The sequence below is a fragment of the Planktothrix sp. PLAVEN19ND genome, assembly GCF_057220675.1.
The window spans coordinates 5,435,138-5,461,136 of sequence record NZ_CM170132.1; the positions used below are offsets into that span (position 1 = coordinate 5,435,138).

Genomic DNA, 25,999 nt, shown 5'->3' on the forward strand with positions numbered 1-25,999 from the left:
TGGCGATGAGCAGTAATTGTTCTATTTTAGTTTCGGAGACTCATCAGCAAACCTATAATCGCTTACAACAAGCGCTAGGTTTACAACTTCGCCGTCAAGTTTTTATTGCTGTTTGTGATAACTTAAATTTGCGAAATCATTTGGTGCTAAGGTTACAAACAGATTTTTTATCTACAAATCAGATAAATATTGCACCACAATCTCAAATTTATCCCGCTTTAATCAGTTTAAAACTTGATTTAAGTGATCCAAATCCTTTTCAAGCAATTACCAAGTGGTACGCTCAAAATAAATCGGATTATAGTAATCAAGACTTGATCGGATTTCAAATTTTAGGGATAGAACATCTAACCCGTCAACCTCCAGCGATGCAATGGTCATTTTTAAGGTATTTGCGAACCTTAGAAAACCATCTTGATGGGTTGGAATTTAGTTTTCTGCTGTGGATTTCTACCCCTTGGTTATATTGTATTCAACAATCTGCACCAGAGTTCTGGGAGCGACGCACTGGGGTATTTGAATGGATCAGTGATCCAACTCCTAGTGATTTGGAGTCAGAGACAATTTCCTTAGATTCTGCTAATATTTCCCAACCTATTGAAAGTGATAGAATATCAGACCCTGTGCAGGAAATTCTGGATCAAATTCAGCAATTTGAGCAACAGTCTGCCCTCCTTCCCCTCCGCCAAGCCTATCGCCAATTAGGAAATATTTACCGCGATCGCATCATTGCTGGGGAACATTTAGAAGTTCACTATACCCTAGCTATTCAAGCCTATGAACAGGTTTTAGAAATTATTCCCGAACTTGATAAAAATTCTATTTCTTCCGATGATCAGGATGATTCTATTCATGTTTTTAACGATTTAGGTACTTTATATTGGATGGGATTTCGCCAAAGGTTTAAAGATAATTTAAAGTCTCCTGATTCCCTTGACTATTTAGAAAAAAGTATTATTTTTTATCAAAATGCTTTAATGAAAATCGATCCAGAAATCCATCCTAATTTATATATACAAGTCCAAAAAAATTTGGGGACAGCCTATGCGGATTTAGCCAATTGGCAAGATACTATTAAAAATTTAGAGCAGTCAATTATTGCCTATAAAGAGGCATTATATTATCTGAATTTGAACGTTTATGAAATCAATGCTTCCCGGATTCAAGACTATGCTACTATTCAAAATAATCTAGGAACGACCTATTGGAAATTAGCCCAAAAAACCCAACCAATTCCCCATCTAAAAGCCGCTATTGTCGCTTATACTGAGGCAATGGGATTTTATACCCCCCAACAAGATCCCCTGAATTATGCCCTGCTACAAACCAATTTAGGGACAGCCTATTGGACATTAAGCCAACATCAGCCCTCAGCCAAATTACTATTACAAGCCATTCATGCCTATCATCAAGCCTTAACCTATCGGACAACCACCTCCGCCCCAATCGCTTGTGCAGCTACCTATAATAACTTGGGTATCGTCTATTGGCATTTAGCGAACCACTATCAGAAGCCAGAAATTCGGGCTAAATTTTTAAAAAGAGCGATCGCAGCCTACCAAAAAGCCCTCTTCCTTGTGGCGGATCTGAGTCCAGCCCAACTGAATTTTGATCCCCTAGCAACCCATAATAATTTGGGATTGACCCACTACCAACTGGCTACGGACTCTCATTTACACCTGGAAAAAAACACTCGAATTGCCTACTTAAAAGCTGGACTCAAACATCATGTTAAAGCTGTTATTAGTGAGTCAAAACAGCAATTTACAGAAGATGTTATTTTTGATTCAAAAACGACGGAGCATCACCAAACTACTTTAGGTTATTTACTGCGAACCATTCGTGCCTTCTATCAGGAGTCGGGACTAGAAGGACAAAATCAAGCCTTATCTCAAATTCCAGCCCATCTACTGTCTGAAATATTACCCAAAATATAGGTCTAAAGTTGTGTCCTAATTCAGCTAAGAATAATATTAAATAAATAGCCGATACCAATAATACCAAGGGTGACAATGCCAATAAATATAGCCAGAAGTTGGGGACGGAGTACCTTTTTCAGAATCACCATTTCTGGAAAAGATAGGGCTGTTACTGCCATCGTAAAAGATAATACTGTTCCCAGGGGCATTCCCTTATTAACTAAGGCTTCCGTAATGGGCATAACTCCCGCAATATTAGCATAAAGTGGTACACCAAGAATAACAGCAATGGGTACAGCCAAAGGATTATTTGCGCCAGCCCATCTAACGATAAATTCTGTTGGTACATAGCCATGAATCAGGGCTCCAATGGCAATTCCTCCCACCACATAAGGCCAGACTGATTTAACAATTTCAATTGACTGAAACTTCCCTTGTTCAAACCGTTCTTGCCAAGTTATTTGATTTAGATCTAAGTCATCATTTTGGGAGATATTCTGACGATTTTTTTGTAACTCCCAAACAAAAGGTTCAACCCATTTTTCTAGTTTGAGTAAGCCAATTATATAACCCGCAATAATCGCCAATATTAACCCAAAGCCAATATAAAATAATGTCACTTTTAACCCAAATAATGCCCATAATAGAATCACAGCCACCTCGTTGACCATCGGTGCTGAAATTAAATAGGAAAACGTCACCCCTAGAGGAACTCCTGCTTCTAAGAAACCAATAAATAAAGGCACAGCAGAACAAGAGCAAAAGGGGGTAATAATTCCCACCAGAGCAGCAACGATATTCCCCCCAAATGTCCGTTTACCTTCTAACCAATTTCTGACTTTTTCCGGTTCCAAGAAACTTTGAAAAGTGCCAACCAAAAAGCTAATTACGATCAGCAAGGTTAAAACTTTAGGAACATCATATAAAAAAAAGTGCAGACTAGATCCCAGATGAGATTCTAGCGACAACCGAAAGACTTGGGTAACAATCTGAGTCGCTAACCAATCAAACGGATAAAAAGGATCAAACATATAGAAATCCTATTTGAGTTGTCCGAGAAAGGGGGAGCAGGGGAGGCAGGGGGAGCAGAGGAGCAGGGGAGGCAGGGGAGGCAGGGGGAGCAGGGGGAGCAGAGGAGCAGAGGAGCAGGGGAGGCAGGGGAGGCAGGGGAGGCAGGGGGAGCAGGGGGAGCAGGGGAGGCAGGGGGAGTAAACTCTTTCTATTACCTATTACCTATTACTTTTGCAATAAAGGCTTAATTTGATCGGAAGAAATCACCTTACCTTGACTGACAACTTTGCCATTAATCGCCAGTGCGGGTGTAGACATAACATGATGTTTGGCAATTTCAATCGGATCGGTAATGTGGAATAATTCCGCATCAAGATTGAGAGTTGCGATCGCTTCTTTGGCATTCGCTTCTAGTTGCTGACATTTCTTGCAACCGGTTCCGAGTATTTCAACTTTAATTGTGTTCATGGCTGAATTTATGGTTAAATTTGATAGGATAATTGATCGGGACTGGGTAAGGAATGAAAATAGAAGTTTTAGTTGACACTCCCGCGCCGTAAAACGGCGGGGATTCTTAAGAGACGTAAATCCTTAAAGGGTTAGCCAAAAACCCGCTAGACACTCGCTCAAAATCAAGTCTGTGCTTACTTTTAACCAAAATATTGGCACTACCATTAATATCAGCCGAAACCAGATGTCTATCCTTTGTTCTATACAATCCTCTCTTAATCCTTCTACCAGAAAACTTCTGTTTACTGGGATTATCGGCATTGTAAATAGGGATCTCATCTTGGTCATAAAAACTAGCCTTAGAGGAGTAAGATTCCTCTTGTTCACCATACTCAATTCCGTATCGACAACACAAAGCTTTAAGTTTTTGTCTCAACTGCCAAAAAGGAATCTGGACAAAGTTTTGATTATTAGAAAGTCCGATATTAATCTCTTGCTTGATACCCGGATTGTAACCAACTATCAATTTACCAATTTGATAAGTCAAACAATGGTCGATTATTATTCGAGCCGATTTATTCAAATAATCTCGAATAGAGTCATTCCGCTTTTGATTAAGTCGTGCCTGTTTATTTGTGATCCCTTTTATCCCTTGCTTGTCTTTGGCAGATTGAAGCTGGGCGTTACGCTTGTTATACCAGTGATTAATGCTTTTAAGTCTTTTGCCATCAATCAAAAATTGATGCCCATCAGTGTCAAAACAAGCTGCCAGATTATTAACCCCCAAGTCAATAGCTATCGCTTTTTCGGAATCAACAGATGTTTCGATTTTTTCATCTTCATAAATATACTCAATCTCAAACCATCGAGCCGAGTATTTCGGATGTATTCGTACCTCCTTAATCTTCTTGTCTTTCAGTCTTTCTGGGAGTGGGATTTTCACTTCCCCATATTCCTGTTTAAATTGTTGAGACATGGGGATATTAAACACCCCATTTTTAACTTTAATTCTCGGAATAATCAAAGGGAAATAACCATCTTTGGGCAAGTATTTAGGCAGTTGTGGTTTTTGTTCACAACGTCCTATACTGATGGCTTGAAGAAGTCCCAAGAAAGACCGCATACTTCTATCTACCACCTTCATTGTCTGTTGAGCAATATCGGTATTAAGAAGCCGATAGTTCTCATTAGACTTGCAAATATGGTAGTTAGATTCATAGGTCAGTCGCTTTCTTTGAGTAAAGAAATACTGCCTACATTCATACAACGCCACATTAAAAAGATTCTTGCTCAAACGACACAAAACAGTCAGGGCGTTAAATTCCTGCTGGCTAAGTCGTCTAAGTTGGTTCTTTTGAGTGGCGTACATCTTCTCAGGTGTTTCACTATTTCTCTAGTATATAGCGAAAACCTCTAAATGTAAAGCCGTCCTAAAAGGACGGGGTTTCTACCCAAATTTCCGATGATTTTCATTGAGCTTCGATATCAACGGCATTAAGTTGATTTCCTTCTGCTGTCGGGCAAGGATCGATCAGGCTTTGATAGCCCTGTTTTTGTATATTATTGATTTCGTCGATTCCGTAATACTACCGATAGCCAGAGAGTCGTTAATCACTGCAAACATCTGTTTTCCTCAAAAAATAGGCCTAGTCATCACAGAAATCATCATAGAGCCTATACTTTGGTATAAGGTCAAGGGGATTAAACAAATTTTTTTAGGGCTTGTGGTGTTTTCTCAACCTTAATCGGCAGATTAATCGCTACTTTCTTCCAAAACAACACACTGTTTTTCTGGATTATTTGGATCAAGATTGTGGCCACAGCGAGCAACTAAAGGTAGAAGATCTTGCCGCAATGCCTGTAATTGACGGATATTTTCCTCAATCGCCTCTAGTTTATTGAGTAGGCGATTTTGAACCTCCGAGCAGGTAAGCAGTTGTCCATCTTTCAAGGCCAGAATTTCCTTGATTTCCTCCAGACTTAGGCCTAAAGATTTAGCCCGAACAATAAACCCCAGTCTTTCCACGTCCGATTGACTGAACAGCCGATAACCAGCCTCAGTCCGATGGGGTGGGGGAATTAGCCCAATGCGTTCATAAAAATAAACAGTTTGGGGATTTAGTCCTAGACTACGAGAGACTGCGCCGATTTGGAACATTGATTTAGTGATTGTAGGTTAGACTCTGTAAAGCAATACGACTAAATTGGTATGTTATTGGGTGTAAGTTCAAGTTTTCCATTAACATTGAGATGTCTGTTTAAGAATCTGGCTCAACCTTCTGCTGAATATGCGTGGTTATGGTATCTGTAAAAATCCTCGTAGTTGATGATGATCCGGCAATACGGAACCTAATAAGTCGCTATCTTAGCCAACAAGACTATCAGGTTGAAATGGCGAGTGACGGCCATTCCGCATTGGAAAGGTTTGAACAGTTCAATCCCGACTTAGTGGTATTGGATCTAAATTTGCCGGATACAACAGGTTTAGCATTGTGTAGGGAAATGCAAAGTCGAACCAGTGTATTTATTCTAATGCTAACCAGCGAAAAAGATCCCAAACTCGGATTAAAGGAGGGAGCAGATGATTTTGTGACCAAACCCTTTGATTTAGAAGAATTAAACCTTCGGATCAAAGCAATTTTGAAGCGGCAACGAAATCCAGTAGATACACAACCTAAAAATTTAATTTATGGGGATTTAACTATTGATCCGAATCGTCGTGAGGTTTGTATTAGTAGTGAATTAATCGCCTTAAGTGCATTAGAATTTGACTTGCTGTATTGTCTAGCCCGCAAACCCGGTAGAGCCTGGCGACGGGCAGAATTATTGCAGGAAGTTTGGGGTTATGAGTATGAAGGGGAGCAGCGCGTTGTCGATGTTCATATTGGTCAGATTCGTAAAAAAATCGAACCGGATGCGGATCAACCTTCCTATATTAAAACAATTCGGGGTGTGGGATATATGTTTGATCGGCGCACGGGTGAACGTTAATTGTCATGGGTAATTGTCCTATATTCTTAACTGTTCATGCCCGATCATCAATCGTTAAATTCTCACGGGCTTTGTAGTTATGACCTCAGCAAAGATTCTTGTCGTTGATGATGATCCGGCAATCCGAAATTTAATTAGCCGTTATTTAAGCCAACAGAATTATCAAATAGAAGTAGCGGCTGACGGTAAGACGGCGTTGAAAGTTTTTGAACAGTTCAACCCCGATTTAGTCATATTAGATTTGAATTTACCGGATACAACGGGTTTAGCATTATGTCGAGAAATGCAAAATCAAACTCACGTTCTGATCCTGATGCTCACCAGTGAACAAGATCCCAAACTAGGGTTAAAAGAAGGAGCGGATGACTTTGTAACCAAACCCTTTGATTTAGAGGAGTTAAGTCTGCGAATTAAGGCAGTTTTAAAACGCCGGATGTCAGTACCTAACTTAGATCCCCAGAATTTAACTTATAGGGATTTAATCATTGATCCTAATCGCCGAGAAGTTTATCTCAAAGGCGAATTAGTAATATTCAGTGCCTTGGAGTTCAATCTGCTTTATTGTTTGGCAAGTAAACCAGGTAGAGCTTGGAAACGCGCAGAACTATTACAAAAAGTTTGGGGTTTTGAAGATGATAGTATCGAAGACGGGCGGGTTATTGATGTTCATATTGGTCAGATTCGTAAAAAAATTGAACCTGATCCCAAAAATCCTTTTTTTATTCTAACGGTTAGAAGTGTCGGTTATCGTTTCAGTTCAGAGGCAAGATTATCACTATAATATTTGTGGTTTATTGTCTACTCCAGTCTACCTGCTGTCTACGTCCCGTCTTCTGTCCCATGTTCTACTATGCCTAAGTTGGGTCAATCGTCATTTCGCCGGATTTTACTGTCGCAGATTTTACTGCTTAGTCTTCCTGTGCTGCTGGTGGGAGAATATGTTACCTATAGAAAAGCACGTTCTGGTTTACTCGAAACAGCCCGATTAAATTTAACAGAAAGTGCGAGTAAAAAAGCACAAACCATTAATGAATGGATTAATTTCAACAAGTCCGGTTTGACGATTGCTACCAATAATATTGTTTTACAACCCGAAAAATCTAAACAGTATTCTGTGGTGCTTTCCCAACTTCAGGAGCAGTTTTCTCCCTTGGTTAGTTGTCTGCAATTGACTGATTTACAAACGCAACAAATGGTTGCCAGCACCTGTGGAAAACAGCCTATCTACTCCATTTCTAAAAACTTTTGGCCGTTAAAAAAACAGCAAAATTCTGAGATTTATATTAACTATTTAGTTCCTGGCCTTGATCAAAAAAATTCAGAATGGCGAAACCAAATTAAATTGGTATTCAACTCTCCAATTTATATCAACCAGAATAATGAAAATCAATTAAAATATGTGTTAAGTCTGCAATCAACTTTATATTTAGAATCAAAAGAACGTCCTAAATCTTTAACGGGATTTACCGTTATTATTGATCAAAGTGGAACAATTATTAGTCATCCAAGTTTGAATAAATTGGGACGGAATATTCAAGAGCAAGCGGATGCTAACCGACTCAGCCACCTATTATCTAATGCGTTAGAGAGGAAAAAAAATTCTTTTATTCATTTATTTTCTTTTGATCAATCAGGTAAAGAACTACTAGCGGGATATGATTCAATTCCTAGCCCCATTACCTCAGAAAACGATAAGCAATGGGTGGTTTTAGCGGTTGTTGATTTACAGCAAGCTCTATCGGGTTTAAAAGATATTAAATCGTTATTAATTTTCTTGGTTTTATCTTTAGTCATTGCCAGTATTATTGCTGCGGTTTATGTTTCTAGGGATTTAGCGATTCCTTTAGAAAAATTGAGAGATTATGCAATCAAAGCCAAGAACTTAGATAGTCCGGGTGACGTTCCTGATAATCTCAAAATTCGAGAATTTAATCAGTTAGCTGAAGCTCTCAATACGATGGTAGCAAGTCTTAGGGCTAGGGCGCAAGCCTTAGAATATGCGTCCAAAGAAGCCCAAGTTGCTAATCAATTAAAAAATGAATTTTTACGAGTTGTTTCTCATGAATTAAGAACCCCTTTAAATGGGATTATTAATTCAATTAGTCTGATTCAAGATGGTTTATGTGATACCAAAGCCGAGGAGGAAGAATATCTCCAAATCGCCTCGGATTCCAGCCAACATCTATTAAATTTAGTTGATGATATTTTAGATATTGCTTTAATTGAAGAAGGCAAGTTATCCGTGATGCTTGAACCAACGGATTTAATGCAAATTGTGAAAGATGCGGTGAATTTGCAAATGTTGGATATTCAACAAAAAAACTTAACAATTGACTTACCTACCCTCGATAAACCTATTATTGTTCAGGCTGATCCTGATAAATTAAAACAAGTTTTTATTAATATTCTGAATAATTCTGTCAAGTTCACTAAATCGGGAGGAATTATCATTTCCACTCGGATTGAATTTGCTACCAATTCTCTAATTGAAATGCAGAATAATACCGCCTCAAAATCTACGACCGCGCGATATCAAGTTGTAGTCACCATTACCGACACTGGAATTGGTGTGGCCTTGGGACATCAGCAAAAAATCTTTGAACCCTTTGCCATGGCCGATGGTTCAACCACAAGAGAATTCGGAGGAATTGGATTGGGTTTAGCCATTTCTCGCAGTTTAATGCAAATGATGGGGGGTTTTATTACCCTGGATAGTCCAGGTTTAGATCTCGGAACCAGTGTGATGATTAGTATTCCCCTATCTGATACTAATACAAAATCACCTGAAACTCAAAATGCTATTGCTTCCCATCCCATGATCGCTGAATAGGACTGAAAACGGCTATAAATTTATAGGGTGTCCTCCTTGTTTTAAAGATTCACTAAACCCGCACAAAATATTAACTAATTCTGCACCCACCCATCCCGAAGAAATCGAGGAAAGTCGATGATTTTGAATAGAATTAAGAAAATGATCACAAACTTGGGCTAGGGGTTCCCTGGATTCAATCTCAATCACTTCTCGATTTAATCCGGTGGCTTTCCAACTGTTATCAATAACATCAAAATAACCCTGTTGAATCGTCAGAGGAGCTTGGGATTGTAGTTCATCAAAAATTAAAGTTCCCTGACTTCCGACCACCGCTAAACGACGTTGTTTGTCTGGGTTTAACCAACACAAATGTAGAAAGGCTTCAAACCCACTGGGATAGGTTAAATTAGCAATCACTAAATCCGATAATCCCGATGCGGGTTGTAACCAAACCGTTCCCGTGGCCTTCACCTGAATCGGTTTTTCCCCTAACCAACTATTAAAAATAACAATATCATGAATTGCTAAATCCCATAACGCATCCACATCTTGCCGCACTGGTTCCAAATGGGTTCGGGTGGCGTAACCATATCTTAATTCCCCTAATTTCCCCGATTCAATCACGGTTTTTCCCCGTTCTACTGCCGGATGAAATAAATAAGTATGATCGACAAAAAGTTGTAGCTGTTTTTGTTCGGCTAGGTGGCATAATTCCAACGATTCAGTCACACTTAGGGTTAAGGGTTTTTCGGTAAAAACATGACAACCTTGGGCTAAGGCGTCGGAAATTAAAGAAAAATGTGTAGCCGCAGGGGTGGCAATCGCAACTGCATCTATATTAGGTAAATTCCAAATTGTTGAACTATCGGTCGCTAAAATCATATCGTCGGGTAGTTGAAACTGTTCTTTCACCGCTTGTAAACGGTCAGGATTGGGATCGGCGATCGCCACAACTTTAGAATTAGGGTGTTGATTAAAGTTACGAATTAAATGAACTCCCCAACGACCAGCACCAAAAATAGCAATATTAATCATAGGAATGGGGAATGGGGAATGGGGAATGGGGAATGGGGAATGGGGAATGGGGAATGGGGAATGGGGAATGGGGAATGGGGAATGGGGAATGGGGAATGGGGAATGGGGAATGGGGAATGGGGAATGGGGAATGGGGAATGGGGAATGGGGAATGGGGAATGGGGAATGGGGAATGGGGATTTATTCTTCCATCGTCTTAATAATACCAACAATTATTCTAGTTTCCGATGGTAATTCATTTTTAAAGGATTCTATATGAGATCAATTGCTGATTGTTTATTTGGTGATTTTTCTTGTTTTTATCGCTTAATCCCGGCGGGTTTTTGAGTTTCTACCACAGAAAGAAAAGCCACTTCCGCCGCCGCCTGTTCCGCGGCTTTAATTGAGCGTCCGGTACCCTCCCCCAGTTGACGACCTTGTAACCAAACCACCGCCGTAAAACGCCCCTCATCATTATGAATTTGGCGATTTTGCTGGACTTTATATTCAGGTAAAACTTTATAATGGCTTTGTGTCCATTCCTGTAGAGCCGCTTTATAATTATTTCGGGCTGGATCACGGATAATTTTGGCAGCGCGATCGCGAAAATGGGAATCTAACCAAGGACGAATTAAGGTTAAATTCTGGCTACTCAGATATAAACTCGCCAAGACTGCTTCAAAACAGTCCGCTAGACGGGATTCTTCCCCCGCCTTGTCTCGAATCGCGCTCCCGGCTGCCAGTAAAAACGTACCAAACCCATACTGATCAGCAATTTCAGCCAAAGTGCGATCGCTCACCAAAATCGAACGAATTGCCGCAAATTCTCCCACTGGACAGTCAGGATAAACTTCATAGAGCAACTCAGACGCCGCCAATCTCACCACCGAATCCCCGACAAACTCCAATTGTTCATAATTAGCCTCGGCGGAAAGTGTCGGGTGAGTGAGGGCCAAGTCCAACAAATCCCATCGAATCGGGAGATGAGCCGGGAGTCCCAAACGTTGAATCAGCTTTTGCAACTGGCGTTTTCGATTTGGATAGCCAATAGTCATAGATTTTGGTAGTAAGAGCGAAAATAGGACTCACTGTAGGGGAAAAAATTAGGGGGAGTTCAGAGTCAGACATAAGCCGGGTTTCTGTTATTGGTGGCTAGAATTAGCACACCAACGGCGATTATCTATCTGGGATGTCTGTTACCAAACACCTCTAGCGGTACCACTATTAACGAAACGGGAAAAAGACCAACCCTAGTTCCTCCGACCTTGCTCCCAACCGGGGTTTACCGAGCCAACGCCTCACGACGTTGCTGGTGCGCTCTTACCGCACCTTTGCACCCTTACCCGAAGGCGGTATTTTTCTGTGGCACTATCCTCACGATCGCTCGCACTGGGCGTTACCCAGCAAGTTTGGTCTTTCGGGAGCCCGGACTTTCCTCAGACTACTCACTGTAGTCCGTAATCGCCTGCGCTGACTATGAACCCCCCTATCCCATACTACTGCAAAATCAGTGATCAGTAATCAGTGATCGGTAATCAGTGTAAAGACGTGCTATGACACCTCTCTACTCAGTTAGGAGGCAATCTAAAGTTATAATTGATTAGTAAAGTCCCGATTTTATTTATTTCACTGACGACGGATGACCGATAACTGATAACTATTTACTGATCACTGATTATTGTGAGTATTTTAAGAATTAATAAATTGAGCAATAAGTGGCTTGATCTATCGGAGATTTCTGCCGTAATTATCGCCACAATTTTTGTGTTATCTGTACTCTTGGGAATTTATTATTTAGGTTGGTTACAACCCTTAGAATTAGTCGCTTATGATCAACTGGTCAGATTGCGTCCGGCTTTAGCAGCTGATCCTCGATTAGTGGTGATCGGAATTACCGAAGAAGATATTCAAAAACTTGAGCGTTGGCCTCTGTCCGATGAAGTGATTGCACGATTATTAGAAAAACTATCTGAATATAACCCTAAAGTTATTGGTTTGGATCTTTATCGTGATATTAGATATGAACCCGGATATGATAAATTTCAGAAACAACTTCAAATTTCCGATAATGTAATTGTGATTAGTAATTTAGGATATAGTGAAATAAAAAGCATCCCGGCACCGCCTAATATTTCTGATGAAAGAGTCGGTTTTAATGATTTATTGCTTGACCCCGATAATGTCATTCGTCGAAATTTGATGTTTGCTAGTACCCCAGATGGCACTTTTTATTCATTCTCTTTAAGAATGGCATTGCAGTATTTATTGTCCCTAGGAATTGCACCCGCTAATAATCAGGGAGATCCTAATTTTATTACTTGGGGAAAGGCTGAATTTGTTCCATTATCTCGAAATTCTGGCGGTTATCAAACCATTGATGATCGAGGTTATCAAATTTTATTAAATTATCGCGCTGCTGATCATGTTGCCAGAATGATTAGTTTAACACAATTCTTAGATCAAACCCTTCCCGAAAGTTGGATTAAAGATAAAATTGTTTTAATTGGTACATTAGCTCCCAGTGGCAAAGATTTATTTCTAACTCCCTATAGTCCGGCGGAAAAGAATGCCTTTAAAATGCCAGGAGTTATCGTTCATGCTCAAATGGTGAGTCAAATTTTAGATGCGGTTTTAGGTCAGCGCGATTTATTTGTTTTTTGGGAACAATGGGGAGAACTTTTATGGATTTGTAGTTGGGGTTTAATCGGAGCCACCTTAGCTTGGTCAAGTCGAAATCCTTTGATTATTACCCTAGGGAATCCATTTTTAGTCGGTGTTTTATTTGGATTAAGTTTTTTCCTATTTTTACATAACCGTTGGGTTCCCACTACAACTCCTGGTTTAGCCCTTATATTTACCAGTGGTACTGTTACTGGTTACCGTGCATTTCAAGCCCAACGTCAGCAACAAATTGTGATGCGATTATTAGGACAAAATACCTCACCGGAAATTGCGAATGCTTTATGGAATAGTCGCGATCGTTTATTGGAAGATGGAAAATTACCCGGTCAAAAATTAATTGCCACTATTCTATTTAGTGATATTAGAAATTTTAGTACCGTTTCTGAAGAAATGCCCCCAGAAACCTTAATGGAATGGTTAAATGAATATTTATCCGTTTTAACCCAATGTGTCCAAACCCATCATGGTATTATTAATAAGTTTACCGGGGACGGAATTATGGCAGCCTTTGGCGTTCCCCTCGCTCGGAAAAACCAGGAATCTATTGCTGAAGATGCTTATAATGCGGTTGCCTGTGCTTTGACCATTGAAGACCATTTAAAGCGGTTAAATCAAGATTGGAAAAACCGCAACTTCCCCGAAATTTCGATGCGAGTTGGTATTTTTACTGGCCCGATTGTCGCCGGAAGTTTGGGAGGAAAAGAACGCTTAGAATATGGTTTATTGGGAGATAGTGTTAATATTGCCTCCCGTTTAGAAAGTTGTGAAAAAGATCGACAACCGGGTATTTGTCGAATTTTAATTGCTTACCAAACTTTACAATATATTGCGGACAGTTTTGAAGTTGAATCTTGGGGACTAATACCACTGAAAGGAAGACAAGAAATGGTTGATATTTACCGGGTTATCGGCTGGAAAAAAAGGCGAAAAATCTAATTCTGACCGATACTTGTGGTACAGCAGTCGCCACATCTATTAGGACATTCTTGAAAGCTAAAAGCTGCTCACAGTAAGTATTTACCCATAGCGAAGCGAGATTGCCTATTCCCTATTGCCTCTTGCTATATTAACTAAAACTTAACAAAAGTCCATTTTTAATCAAGATTTTGTAAAGAAGTCTCAATACTGGGGAACACTTTCTCAGGTTTCAGGTATAAAATGCTTAGTATATCAATCTGAAATCCGTAGATTCCCATATTAAGAACGGAATAGGAGATAGGCAATGGGCAATGACAACTCCCACACTGATAACTGATCACTGAACCAATGGAACCCCCCGTAGAGCGAATTCGGCTATCCCAAACAGCGAAGGAGCAGCTAACCAAACTCAAACGAATTACCAAAATAGATAACTGGAACATCCTTTGCCGTTGGGCGTTGTGCCGTTCCCTAGCCGAGTCAACCATTCCCTCCCCGGTTCCCATCCCCGCCGATAGTAACGTGGAAATGACCTGGCAAGTCTTTGGGGGAGAGATGGGTGATTTATTCACCCTAGCCCTGAAGCAACGTTGCCATAATGACCATTTGGAAACCGATGCAGAAACCCTCGCCACCCAGTTCCGCCTGCACCTGCATCGGGGAATTAGTTACCTAGCAGGTGATCCAAATCTCAAACAGATTGAAGATTTAATCACCCTCACCCACGCCCAAAATCCTGTTACCCCGTAAATATTAGAGTGCAGCACGACCATGTTCTCTCCTAGATTTTCTAGGGGAACTCGCCGCGCCCAGGAAAATTGTTAAACTAGAAGCTAGAGGATAATCTCCGTGATCATACTGAATACAGAATCTGGAACGGTGAATACTATGACTATAGATTCTAACCGCAGATATCATAATGTGATGGAAGACTTAGTTGCCCAGGAAGTCAAGATTCAATTAGCTTCCCTGGCTCCTCGACTCTGCCAATACATTAAACGAGTTGAAGTCGAAACCTATGCTCTCAACCGTTTGCCACCCCTTTATGCTTCTTCACAAGAAGGTTGGATACAGCAACTCAAGAGGGGAAGGGAAGAATTCCATGCCCCGATTAAAACCGCAGTCCGACAGGCGATCGCAGCCGTCCAACGGGACTTGCTACGACACTCAACCCCATTATCCCCGGAAGAATCCACCCCGGTGAAGGAGGAGAGTCCAAAACCAGAGGCTGCCCACCAAATTTTGCCCCGTCATGCTGCTGAATCCCCTGTACCCCCTCCCCCTGGGCTGAATCAGAAAGCTGCCCACCGTCACCGTGCTTTTGCCGATAATTACTCGCGCAAGGAAGCCTCGATTCGGGATGGATGGATGGGTTAACGATTGGGAGGACGTCGGCGTCGCAGGAAGTCAGGAATATCCAAACCTGGTTGACTGGGACTGGCGGGGGTTGGGGGTTGGTTGGGGTTAACTGGAGCCGGAATAGCTGGAATATTGCTTTGGGGTACGCTGGTCGTCCGAGCCACGGGGATAGCACTTTTGTTTTCTCCCGAGAACCCGGTGGCAATTACCGTAATTTTCACCTCTCCCTGCATCCGTTCATCGATCACCGCCCCAAAAATAATATTGGCATTGGGATCAACCACTTCATAGATGGTTTCGGCTGCTGCGTTCACCTCATGTAAGGTTAAATCCGTGCCTCCGGTAATATTAAATACGACACCCTTGGCTCCGTCAATAGAAGATTCTAATAAAGGAGAGGCGATCGCGGCTACGGCGGCTTCTCTAGCCCGGGATTTCCCAGAAGCAATGCCAATTCCTAATAGGGCAGACCCGGCATCGGCCATCACCGCCCGCACGTCGGCAAAATCGACGTTCACTAGCCCCGGAATCGTAATAATATCCGAAATCCCCTGTACCCCTTGACGAAGGACATCATCGGCATAACGGAAGGCTTCCTGCACGGGGGTTTGTTCGGCGATCACCTCTAATAACTTATTATTCGGAATCACGATCAAGGTATCAACCCTCGATTGTAATGCGGCGATTCCCTCATCGGCTTGGGAAATTCGGCGTTTGCCTTCAAAGTGAAAAGGACGGGTCACCACCCCAATAGTTAAAGCTCCGAGTTCCTTCGCCACCTCCGCAACCACGGGTGCTCCACCCGTCCCGGTTCCTCCTCCTAACCCGGCGGTAATAAAGACTAAATCAGCCCCTTCCAAGGCTTTCTGAATTTCTTCCCGGGATTCTTCGGCTGCTTTTTGACCGATGGCCGGGTTTCCACCTGCTCCTAACCCCTTAGTTAATTTCTGGCCCACTTGTAGACGTTTTTGGGCTTTAGATAGGGTTAAAGCCTGGGCATCGGTATTCATTGACCAAAACTCAATTCCGGCAACCTGGCTATCAATCATGCGGTTAACGGCATTACCGCCACTGCCACCTACACCAATGACTTTGATCTTTGCAGCATTGCTCGGAATAATATCGCCACTCCAAGAATCTTCACGGGGCATATCTTTAGAATCGTTATTAGGGTTAACTATTAGTTCTTTTCTACGGAATGGATTGGCGGAATCTTCTGTCAACCAGGGATTCGCTTTTCCTTCAGCATCAGAATTGCCAAGGGTTGACCCCAGATTATTCTTAACTGTCATTTTAATAGGGGGAGTAGATGAATAACGGTTCTATCACTTTAAACCAAATAAACACAAATAATATAAGGTAAGTTGGATTAGAAACCAAGTCCCGGAGGAGAGTTATTCTTTCCCAAGCGATCGGTCTGTTAGTTCGAGGTAGACTTGTCCTCGAGTAATCTGCTTTTATCGGTGCTTTCGGGTTGCATTTGGAGTAGGGGTTGGTTGGGATTTTTTAGATCAAAATACATCATCTGAGTCCGATCTACCTGTTGGGGGATATTCCTCATGCGATCAATCATCCGCAACTGTTCCGGGAATTTGGAGGTATAGGGGCCCAAATGAACTGTACCAATTTCTGTCTCCAGAATCAGATTATTTGGATCTTCCCAATTGATTTGGGAGATTTTCACCGGACTGTGACTGATAGCTTGATAAACTGGTGGCCAGTAAGAATGATACTGCTTGAAGTTGCCAATTACCTTGAGGGTGGGGAGTTTTTGGGATTTTTCTAATTCCGTATAGTTTTCTAACGGCATCCAGTCCCCGGTGGCATCTAACCATCCTATGGCGTTATTTGCTTCGATAGGAGAAGGGGTAGAGGCGGGATGGGCGATCGCTACAGGCTTTCGTTCTCGAATATTAACCGTTAAACTGGGGGGGAATAATTCACGGGTGACAGAGGCAGAGGCAATCTGACCTCGTGATTCCAAGCCCGAGGCTAAGACCTGGGGCTGGATTTTCCATAAAGACTGAGGATAGGATAGCGGTATTAAGGAACGAACCGCTCGATCGGATAATAGCTGATTGCCTTCGACTTTGATTTGTTCAGGTTGGCGAATAAACCAGAAGGGTTGGTTAATCAGCCAAAACAGGCTTCCTGTCAGAGTCCCCAGTGCCATGGTTTGCCATAACAGTTGAACTAACTTTAGACGACGTTGACGTCGTAACTGCTGGCGGCGACGTCCTAATTGACGGGTTGAAAGAGAGTCAATATTGGTCAGATTGCCCATAAGCGGCCCGATTTTCCTCCTCACCACTGGTCACCGCCAACAATTTAGCATATTCTGTATCCCCCTATTTCTAATTGCTTTGGGGATTTCTTTACCGATAACTAATAACTAATAACTGATAACTGATAACCAATAACTAATAACTGATTATCCCCCCTACCCCCGATCCCCCCCACCCTGAAACTCAGCTTCCGCAGATAGAATAATACCCGAATCATCTATCTATTCAATTGATACAGAGGTTAAGAGTCTAATTGTGATCGAGCTTGACTTAGGCAGATTTTATAAAGCCTGTAACCCCAGTAAGACCATCGACATGGCGAACCCGGAAGATCGAAAGTATTACATCGATTTTTCCTCCGTCCGGGGTAGCGATATTATTCGAGAATTGAGTCGCACCATTACTTTGCTGTCCCATGATGAACCAACTTGTCAATTATTTAGCGGTCATATAGGCTGTGGGAAATCGACTGAATTATTTCGTCTGAAAGATTTATTAGAACATCAGGGATATCATGTCGTTTACTTTGAATCCTCTCAAAATCTCGATATGGCGGATGTGGATATCAGTGATGTTTTATTAATGATTGCTCGTCAGGTGAGTGAAAGTTTAGAAGGGGATCAAATTCGTCTCAAACCCGGATATTTTGCTAACTTATTTACCGAAATTTCCGAGTTAATGCAAACCCCGATTCAACTCTCGGCCGAGGCTGAATTATCCGTAGGAATTGCTAGAATTACAGCCAAAACCAAGGATTCTCCCAAATTACGTTCCCAGTTACGACAATATTTAGAACCGCGTACCAGTAATATTTTAGATGCCATTAATGATGAATTATTGGGACGGGCTAATACGGCGTTACAAGCCAAAGGAAAAAAGGGCATTGTCGTGATTGTCGATAATTTAGATCGAATTGATAACTCTCCTAAACCCTGGGGCAGAACTCAACCGGAATATCTATTTGTCGATCGCGGCGAACAACTCAAACGCCTCAATTGTCATGTGGTTTTTACTATTCCCTTGACCTTGATGTTTTCTAATGATTATGATCGCCTGTCGAGTCGATTTGGAGTCAAACCCAAGGTTTTACCGATGGTTCCGGTACGTTTACGCGATGGGGCAGAAAATCCCGCCGGGATGCTAAAATTACAACAAATGGTATTAGCTCGGGCGTTTCCTGATCTGGCAGCCGAAGATCGTTTTCTGTTGATTTCTAGTTTATTTGATAGTCCCGAAACTTTGGATCGTTTGTGTTTAATTAGTGGCGGCCATATTCGACGTCTATTGATGTTGATGTACAGTTGTTTACAACAAGAAGATCCACCTTTTACCCGGGCTTGTTTGGAACAGGTGATTCAAGAATATCGAGATGATCTTTTAGGGGCAATTAATCAGGAAGAATGGGAGTTATTGTTACGAGTAGTTAAAACCCAAAAGGTGACAGGGGAAGATGAATGTCAAACCCTACTCCGAAGTATGTTTGTATTTGAATATCGGGATCAAGAGGGGCGTTGGTTTGGAATTAATCCCGCTTTGACGGAGAGTAGTCAATACAAATTATCGGTCAATTCCCTGAATAAAACCGCTTAACTGAGGTATGGGAGCAGGGGGAGCAGGGGGAGCAGGGGGAGCAGGGGGAGCAGGGGGAGCAGGGGGAGCAGGGGGAGCAGGGGGAGCAGGGGGAGCAGGGGGAGCAGGGGGAGCAGGGGGAGCAGGGGGAGCAGGGGGAGGTAAACTCTTTCTATTACCCATTCGTAATTCGTAATTCGTAATTCGTAATTACCTATTAATTAGTAGTCCAATTTACAAAAAAATGGGGGATATATTTTTTTTGTTTATTTTCTTGTCAATTATAACCTGATGAGTTAGATTTATATAAGGGGAATAAAAGATATTAAAGAGCAAATAACTTCTAAGCACTCAACTAATTTTTGAAGTGTTCAAATTTGTTTTGGGATCAGATGCCCAATTTTCCAAATCTGAAATATTGGCTTTTGGGAACAGAAGCGAATGAGAGTATTGATACTCTAAAATACTCATTGTAATTATCATTAATGTGCCGTTTTACCATGGATAAACTTGTTGACCCCAAAATAGTAGCCTCTGTGAATGAACGAGGTTTGAATCGATTGTTACGCGCTGTATCCTTGTCCCAAGGTCAGTTTTCCTTAGTTTTGGTTCGATGCAATTCCAGTCAACTCAGACAAAAAGTTCTACAGGCTGTACAGCTTGATTCTGCCATTGAGATTGAGCCTTTAATTTTATCTCCTCATACCCAAACTCTCTATACAACCTTATTAGAAAGGGCCGAGAAAAATACTCCCTCGGCACTAATGATTTTAGGGTTAGAAACCGTGGAAAATCTGGATATTCTTCTGAGTTCAACCAATCAGGTTCGGGATGAATTTAGAAAACAATTTAATTTTCCGATTATTATTTGGATTACCGATGATATCGCCACGGGTCTAATTCGTTTAGCCCCTGATTTTAAAAGTTGGGCTGCGGCCACGATTAAATTTGAATTAACCACGACTGAATTATTAGATTACTTAAAATTACAAGCCAATACCCTATTTACCCTAGCAGAATTAAAAATCAAAGCCTGGGAACCCAAAACCCAACAGGTGTTTAAATCGACCGTATCGCGTAGTTCTCCGTCTGATTTTGGCGTGGGTTCCAACCGACGGCGAGAATTAGAACTCCATTGGCAGGATTTACAAAATCGAGGTTATGAGTTAGAACCCGCTTTAGAAGCCAGTCGTCAGTTTATTTTGGGTCAAGATTGCGATGCCCATGACCACATCGAAATTGCCCGCCAACATTATCAACAGAGTTTAGCCCTGCTGCAACACGAGGCGGGTTTACGAGGTTATACCGCCCAAGGTGAACTCCCCGGTCAAATCTCCGGTGTCGGACTGTCCCTGGCTGTGATGGCCCCCCAGACTTCCCGCCCACTTGTGTTTTGTTTAAGGGAACGTCAGGGAATTGTATTGTTTCATATTGCTTTAACCTATTGTATTCAAGCCACTCGAAATCCCAACTTAGTTCAGGTTTTATTAGCAGAAGCCAAACGCTATTTTGAACAAAGTCAGCAAATTTTTCAACAAGCCGGACGCCCTGATTTAGTGGCGGGAGTGATTTCCCCTTTAGGTGAAGTATTGCAACGCTTACAATTATGGGAAATGTTGCAAGAATTAGCCCTGGGGGGCGTAAAAATGCACTTGGTTTATGGCACGTCGAGTCAATTGGCTCAAGATTATGTATTTATGGCGGAGGTAGCCCTAAAACGTTCAGAATGGCATCGGGCTTTGATGTTAGCAAAATTGGCTTTAACGATTTTACCATCTGGGAAACCTACGGTGAGTCAAGCACAGTGTTTATTATTATTAGCCCGTTGTTATCAATATCAGGGAGAATGGCAACAGGCAAAGCAGAAATTAGAATTAGCTTTGACCCAAATAGAACCCCAATATAATCCTCAGTTGTATCTGGATATTTTGGAGGAATTACGCAATATTGAGTATCAGCAAGGTCAGTATCGTCAATCTTTTAGAATCAAGAAAAAACAACGGGAACTTCAGCATCAATATGGGTTTCGTGCCTTCATTGGAGCCGCCCAACTGCAACCTCCAAAACAAGCGATTAATCCCTCTAGTACCCGAGGAGAAAATGTCGTTACGATTGCGGAAGAAATGATGGCATCCTGTCGCCAACATGATATTCAGAACTTGCTGCATCGATTAAGTCGTGATGATCATAAATTGATTATTATTCATGGCCGTTCTGGGGTGGGTAAAAGTTCTTTAGTGAATGCGGGTTTAGTTCCAGCTTTAAAGAATACGGCAATTAGTGCGCGGGATTGTTTGCCCGTGGTGATTCAAGGATATATGAATTGGAATCGAGAATTAGAAAGAAGTTTAGCGAGTGCCTTATTAAATTGTGATTCCTTTAAATATCCCCACGAGTCAATCAAAAAACTTTGGTATAAAGTGATAGCCCAATCCTCTATTCAAGATTGGAATAATCGCAATCCTAATCAAATTGATCAAGAATATCCGGCAGCTTTTATTCTGCATCCTTCCTCTTTTGTTTTGAAACAACTCACCGAAAATGCCGAAAGAAATTTACTCACAGTTTTAATTTTTGATCAGTTTGAGGAATTCTTTTTTGTCTCCCATTGTCATCAGGAAAAGCGAAAAATATTTTATGATTTTCTCAAAATTTGCTTAGATTTACCCTATGTAAAAATAATTTTTTCTCTCAGGGAAGATTATTTGCATCATCTCTTAGAATGTGATCAATTAATTAATTTGGATGCCATTAATAATAATATTCTCGATAAAAAAAATCGCTATCATTTGCGAGATTTTACTTTAGCAGAAGCAAAAACCGTAATTGAGCGCTTAACCCAACGGGCTAAACTCCAATTAGAGCCAGGTTTAATTGATGCTTTAGTCACAGATTTAGCCGATGAACGGCAGGAAATTCGCCCGATTGAATTGCAAGTTGTCGGAGCGCAACTTCAGGAAGAAGGAGACCATGGAATTACCACCTTAACCGCCTATAAACAATTAGGAACTAGTCCTAAAACTGAATTAATTAAACATTCCATTGAACAGGTGATCAAAGATTGTGGAAGTATCAATGAAGATGCAGCTTGGGAAGTTTTATTTACCCTAACAGATGAAAAATTTACTCGTCCGATTAGAACTAAAGCAGAATTAATTACAACTGCGAGGAGAGTTGGAGGAGTTGGGGGAGCAGGGGAGGCAGGGGGAGCAGGGGAGGCCGGGGAGGCAGGGGAGGCAGGGGGAGCAGGGGAGGTTGGGGGAGCAGGGGAGGCAGGGGGAGCAGGGGGAGGTAGGGGGAGGTTTAATTTGGATTGTGGAATTTATGGTCAACAACTCAGAGAAAATATACAAGATCAGGAAGAAGCAGAAGCGTTTATTGATATCATTTTAGAATCAGGGTTGCTATTAAGAAGACGGGAAGAACCTGAAGATCGATATCAACTTTTACATGATTATTTAGTCCTGCCAATTCGACAGCGCTACGGACTACAGGAAAAACAGCGCCAGCACGATATTCAGCAACGGTTACACAAAGCCCAATCTGAAAAATCAAAGGCGGAAGCAGCTTTAAAAAAAATGAGTCGGGAGCAACTGTTGCAGCGTAATCAACGGTTACAACAATTGTTAGGAGTATCGATCATTGTTGCCCTGTTATTGGGTTTTACTACAAAACTAGCCACCTATCAACAACGACGGGCCGACGGGCAAAAGCAAATTGCCGATTTAGCCACCTTAACGGCCGCTTCCGACGCCCTATTTTTCTCCCAATATAAATTTGATGCTCTCCTGGAAAGTTTAAGGGCGGCTCGGCAATTTCAACGGTTAAAAGCCATAACCCAAGAGCAGTCGGAACTCAAAACCATAGAAACTCGAATTGCGGCTACCTTGCAACAGGCGGTCTATGGAACAACCGAACATAACCGTTTAGAAGGACATCAGGATGTGGTTTGGGATGTTTCCTTTAGTCCCGACGGCAATTATATTGTTTCTGGGAGTGTGGATAAAACGGTGAAATTGTGGACACCCGAGGGTCAACTGCTGCGAACCCTAATCGGTCATCGAGGAAGTGTCACCAGTGTTAGTTTCAGTCCCGATAGTCAAATGATCGCCTCATCTTCTCAAGATGGGACGATTAAACTTTGGCCCGTCGCAGCCTTATCGACAATCAAAGGGCCGGTCACGACCGTTACTCTCCAAGCCCATCGCCAGGGTGTTTCCGCAGTGACGTTTTCGCCCGATGGCCGTTTAATCGCTTCGGTGTCCGATGATCGTCGATTAAAATTATGGAGTCGAGAGGGGACTTTATTGCGAACGGTCTATCGGGCTGCGGCTCCTTTAACCTGGGTGGCTTTTAGCCCCGATGGTCAGGTTTTAGCGATCGCGGCAGCCGATGGGACGGTAAAACTGCTAAAACTGGATGGAACGGTACTCCACACTTTGGATCATACAGCTAATCCGAATAAAACCGTCTATAAGGTGAGTTATTCTCCCAATGGTCAACTAATTGCTACGGTAGGACAAGATCAAACGGTGAAATTGTGGACTCCTCATGGTCAACTTTTAAAAACTTTCAAAGGAGATCGTTCTAATGTGTATGGGGTGAATTTTTCTCCCGATAGTAAACTGTTGGCAACTTCTACGGACAATAAAAATATCTATTTATGGACGGTGGAGGGAACTCTCTTAAAGCAGTGGCAAGGACATGGGGATAAGGTGACGAATATTCAATTTTCCCCAGATGGCAAAACTTTAGTCTCCTCAAGTTATGACAAAACGGTGAAACTCTGGAGTTCAGATTTAATTCCCCTCAAAACCCTGACGGGACATCAAAATCGGGTTTTAGGGGTGAGTTTTAGCCCCAATGGTGAGATGTTTGCATCGGCGAGTCAGGACACAACGGTGAAACTTTGGAGCCGGACAGGGGCATTATTGACCACCTTAGCCGGGCATCAAAACCGGGTAACGACGGTGAGTTTTAGTCCCGATGGAGAACTTTTAGCGACGGCGGGCTTTGACCGGACGGTGAAATTGTGGAAACTGAGTTCTGATTTAGAAAGCTCAGAAAAATCCCGTGGGGGTTTGTTTAAATTGCCTGATCATTTTAGTCTTTGGGGTGCAGCAAAATTAAAATTGTCCCTTCGACAAGGCTCTCCTGAGCGAAGTAGAAGCAGTTTAATGGGCTTGTCAAATGGGGCTCACGACGCGACTTTGCCCCAAACAAAAAACCGGGTTTCGATGGAATCTATTCAACTGCTTCAGACTTGGATTGGTCATGACGATAGCATTATTAGTATCACATTCAGTCCCAATGCCGAACAAATTGCTACAGCTAGTAAGGATAAAACAGTGAAATTGTGGAGTCGGCAGGGTAAATTATTACACACTCTGATCGGACATCGTTCCTGGGTTAATAGTGTTACCTTTAGTCCGAATGGGGAGAAGATTGTTACTTCTAGTGATGATGGGACGATTAAACTTTGGGATGATCAGGGAAAGTTGTTAAAGACGATTATGGCTGATCAGGGTTATGTTCTGAGTATCAGTTTTAGTCCCGATGGTCAATTTATTGCTTCTGCTGGCTATGACAATACGGTTAAACTTTGGGATAATCGGGGGAACTATCTGAAGACGCTGTTAAAGGGATCAAGTGATAGTGTGACCAGTGTGGTGTTTAGTCCAGATAGTCAGTTAATTGCTTCGGCGAGTTACGATGGTACGGTGAAGTTGTGGAGTCGTGATGACGGCACTTTACTGAAAACCCTGGTAGGACATCGGGATAGTGTGATGGGGATTAGTTTTAGTCCCGATGGTCGGGTTTTGGTTTCTGCCAGTCGGGATCGTACATTAATTATGTGGAATCTGGATTTAGATAATTTGATTGATCGTGCTTGTGATTGGGTTCATGATTATCTCCGAACTAATCCTAAAGTCCAAACGAGCGATCGCGATCTTTGTAATCAGTCATCAGTTATCAGTTATCAGTTATCAGTTTAGAAGTTATCAGTTTAGAAGTTATCAGTTTGGGAGTTATCAGTTTGGGAGTTATTATCGGTGGTATAGCGCTACCCATTACAGTTAGGACAATTCCAAATCCAACCAACTCATTCACTACTTACTGTTCCGGTGTTTCGGTGTTCTGGTAACTAATAACTGATAACTGATAACTCTTAAACTGATAACTGATAACTGTTGACTGATAACTAATTACCAGTTGAGGATGTCATGTAATAGGGCTTGATATCCTCGGACATTGGGATGAAGACCATCGGCACTCAGGTTTAGTCGCAGCCAATTTTCTCCTCGTTTTAACCAAAGATCAAAGATATCCAGATAGGGAATTTGACGTTGTTCACAGGCTGATTTTGTAGCTTCTTTGTAACGATATTGGTCAGTGTGATTATAATAAAAACAGTTAAGAAATGGCATTTTGCTTTCATCAACAGGTACCATTCCGATAAATACGACGGGACAGAGATTGACCGCCTGATCTAATAAGTGCGCCACTTGGGTTTTCCACTGTTCAAATTCTGTAAAACCCCTTCCGTTAGGGCGTCCTAAACGGGGAGAATCATTCAGACCCACCGAAAGAATCATTAATTCCGGTCGGCGATTTTGTGGATGTCCGCGGTGACTCCATTCTTTTTCCAGTCGTTGTGAAACCTGGGCCACACCGTTGCCTCGCATTCCTAAATTATAAAGGGCATGACCTGTATTTCCCGTGGACATCCATTGACGACGTAAACGTTCGACCCAGCCGCCACCAACCGGATCACCAAAACCATAAATCAAACTATCTCCGAGGGCTACGATTCTCATGGGAGAAGCATCAGGGGAAAGATAATGCCCGGGAGAATGGGATAAATATTGAGTAGAAAGGGTTCGCATAGAAAAGTCCTTTATATAAGGTCACATTCGAGCCAGGGGGTTGAAATTAACAACTAGAAATTTTCTAGTTGTTATGAGACTTTGCTAAATATCTTGCATCTA

Annotated in this window: 20 protein-coding genes and 1 other RNA gene; 11 read left to right on the forward strand and 10 right to left on the reverse strand. The window is 41.9% G+C overall.

From position 1 onward, the window contains the following. Positions 1–5 precede the first annotated feature (5 nt). Positions 6–1,937 (forward strand): tetratricopeptide repeat protein, encoded by a 1,932-nt coding sequence (locus AC2D3N_RS23450; RefSeq protein ID WP_484692319.1) that lies wholly within the window; start codon positions 6–8, stop codon positions 1,935–1,937. Positions 1,938–1,957: 20 nt separating this feature from the next. Here AC2D3N_RS23450 and AC2D3N_RS23455 read toward each other — a convergent pair whose 3' ends face one another. From AC2D3N_RS23455 to AC2D3N_RS23470, 4 genes are all read right to left on the reverse strand, one after another. Then, on the reverse strand, positions 1,958–2,950 hold the full coding sequence (locus AC2D3N_RS23455) for a permease (protein ID WP_484692320.1): 993 nt from the start codon (positions 2,948–2,950) through the stop codon (positions 1,958–1,960). A gap of 205 nt (positions 2,951–3,155) precedes the next feature. Then, positions 3,156–3,398 carry a thioredoxin family protein gene (locus AC2D3N_RS23460; protein ID WP_484692321.1) on the reverse strand — a complete coding sequence of 81 codons (243 nt, stop codon included), beginning with the start codon at positions 3,396–3,398 and terminating at the stop codon, positions 3,156–3,158. Between the two features lie 106 nt (positions 3,399–3,504). Continuing rightward, positions 3,505–4,749, reverse strand: coding sequence for an RNA-guided endonuclease InsQ/TnpB family protein (locus AC2D3N_RS23465; RefSeq protein WP_484692322.1), 1,245 nt, complete (start codon positions 4,747–4,749; stop codon positions 3,505–3,507). A 384-nt stretch (positions 4,750–5,133) separates the two neighbouring features. After that, the gene (locus tag AC2D3N_RS23470; RefSeq protein WP_484692323.1) at positions 5,134–5,538 is read right to left on the reverse strand and encodes a heavy metal-responsive transcriptional regulator; all 405 of its coding nucleotides are present in this window, start codon (positions 5,536–5,538) and stop codon (positions 5,134–5,136) included. Between the two features lie 140 nt (positions 5,539–5,678). Between AC2D3N_RS23470 and AC2D3N_RS23475 the strand changes: the two genes are divergently transcribed. From AC2D3N_RS23475 to AC2D3N_RS23485, 3 genes are all read left to right on the forward strand, one after another. Then, on the forward strand, positions 5,679–6,371 hold the full coding sequence (locus AC2D3N_RS23475) for a response regulator transcription factor (RefSeq protein WP_079680208.1): 693 nt from the start codon (positions 5,679–5,681) through the stop codon (positions 6,369–6,371). A 79-nt stretch (positions 6,372–6,450) separates the two neighbouring features. After that, positions 6,451–7,152 (forward strand): response regulator transcription factor, encoded by a 702-nt coding sequence (locus AC2D3N_RS23480; protein ID WP_079680207.1) that lies wholly within the window; start codon positions 6,451–6,453, stop codon positions 7,150–7,152. Between the two features lie 69 nt (positions 7,153–7,221). Next, positions 7,222–9,201 carry a sensor histidine kinase gene (locus AC2D3N_RS23485; protein WP_079680206.1) on the forward strand — a complete coding sequence of 660 codons (1,980 nt, stop codon included), beginning with the start codon at positions 7,222–7,224 and terminating at the stop codon, positions 9,199–9,201. 12 nt (positions 9,202–9,213) lie between these two features. Here the strand turns inward: AC2D3N_RS23485 and AC2D3N_RS23490 are convergent, their stop codons facing one another. Beyond that, on the reverse strand, positions 9,214–10,218 hold the full coding sequence (locus AC2D3N_RS23490; RefSeq protein WP_484692324.1) for a Gfo/Idh/MocA family protein: 1,005 nt from the start codon (positions 10,216–10,218) through the stop codon (positions 9,214–9,216). 18 nt (positions 10,219–10,236) lie between these two features. On the opposite strand from AC2D3N_RS23490, the gene AC2D3N_RS23495 reads away from it, so the two are divergent. Then, positions 10,237–10,452, forward strand: coding sequence for a hypothetical protein (locus AC2D3N_RS23495; RefSeq protein WP_484692325.1), 216 nt, complete (start codon positions 10,237–10,239; stop codon positions 10,450–10,452). A 65-nt stretch (positions 10,453–10,517) separates the two neighbouring features. Here AC2D3N_RS23495 and rnc read toward each other — a convergent pair whose 3' ends face one another. Further along, positions 10,518–11,252, reverse strand: a complete 735-nt coding sequence (gene rnc / locus AC2D3N_RS23500) for a ribonuclease III (protein WP_079680204.1) — start codon at positions 11,250–11,252, stop codon at positions 10,518–10,520. 57 nt (positions 11,253–11,309) lie between these two features. After that, an RNA gene (rnpB, locus tag AC2D3N_RS23505) (RNase P RNA component class A) lies at positions 11,310–11,675 on the reverse strand. Between the two features lie 202 nt (positions 11,676–11,877). Here rnpB and AC2D3N_RS23510 point away from each other — a divergent pair. From AC2D3N_RS23510 to AC2D3N_RS23520, 3 genes are all read left to right on the forward strand, one after another. Continuing rightward, positions 11,878–13,815 carry a CHASE2 domain-containing protein gene (locus AC2D3N_RS23510; protein WP_484692326.1) on the forward strand — a complete coding sequence of 646 codons (1,938 nt, stop codon included), beginning with the start codon at positions 11,878–11,880 and terminating at the stop codon, positions 13,813–13,815. Positions 13,816–14,145: 330 nt separating this feature from the next. After that, positions 14,146–14,547, forward strand: a complete 402-nt coding sequence (gene dndE / locus AC2D3N_RS23515; protein ID WP_079680202.1) for a DNA sulfur modification protein DndE — start codon at positions 14,146–14,148, stop codon at positions 14,545–14,547. 138 nt (positions 14,548–14,685) lie between these two features. Beyond that, positions 14,686–15,174: a late competence development ComFB family protein gene (locus tag AC2D3N_RS23520; protein ID WP_234996755.1), complete on the forward strand. Its 489-nt coding sequence runs from the start codon at positions 14,686–14,688 to the stop codon at positions 15,172–15,174. Here AC2D3N_RS23520 and ftsZ read toward each other — a convergent pair. Continuing rightward, complete coding sequence (gene ftsZ / locus AC2D3N_RS23525; RefSeq protein ID WP_079680201.1) at positions 15,171–16,448, reverse strand: cell division protein FtsZ; 1,278 nt, start codon at positions 16,446–16,448, stop codon at positions 15,171–15,173. The two genes, AC2D3N_RS23520 and ftsZ, sit on opposite strands and share 4 nt — an antisense overlap. 128 nt (positions 16,449–16,576) lie before the next feature. Continuing rightward, positions 16,577–17,440 carry a cell division protein FtsQ/DivIB gene (locus tag AC2D3N_RS23530; RefSeq protein ID WP_200816808.1) on the reverse strand — a complete coding sequence of 288 codons (864 nt, stop codon included), beginning with the start codon at positions 17,438–17,440 and terminating at the stop codon, positions 16,577–16,579. 256 nt (positions 17,441–17,696) lie between these two features. Between AC2D3N_RS23530 and AC2D3N_RS23535 the strand changes: the two genes are divergently transcribed. The 3 genes from AC2D3N_RS23535 to AC2D3N_RS23545 all read left to right on the forward strand — a co-directional run bounded on the left by AC2D3N_RS23535 (position 17,697) and on the right by AC2D3N_RS23545 (position 25,006). After that, positions 17,697–19,031: an AAA family ATPase gene (locus AC2D3N_RS23535; protein ID WP_234996754.1), complete on the forward strand. Its 1,335-nt coding sequence runs from the start codon at positions 17,697–17,699 to the stop codon at positions 19,029–19,031. Positions 19,032–19,038: 7 nt separating this feature from the next. Beyond that, a complete protein-coding gene (locus AC2D3N_RS23540) occupies positions 19,039–19,206 on the forward strand; it encodes a hypothetical protein (protein ID WP_484692327.1) in 168 nt (55 codons plus the stop codon). Positions 19,207–19,510: 304 nt separating this feature from the next. Beyond that, complete coding sequence (locus tag AC2D3N_RS23545) at positions 19,511–25,006, forward strand: WD40 domain-containing protein (protein ID WP_484692328.1); 5,496 nt, start codon at positions 19,511–19,513, stop codon at positions 25,004–25,006. A 210-nt stretch (positions 25,007–25,216) separates the two neighbouring features. Here the strand turns inward: AC2D3N_RS23545 and AC2D3N_RS23550 are convergent, their stop codons facing one another. Then, a complete protein-coding gene (locus AC2D3N_RS23550; RefSeq protein WP_484693787.1) occupies positions 25,217–25,828 on the reverse strand; it encodes a GDSL-type esterase/lipase family protein in 612 nt (203 codons plus the stop codon). Positions 25,829–25,999: the final 171 nt, after the last annotated feature.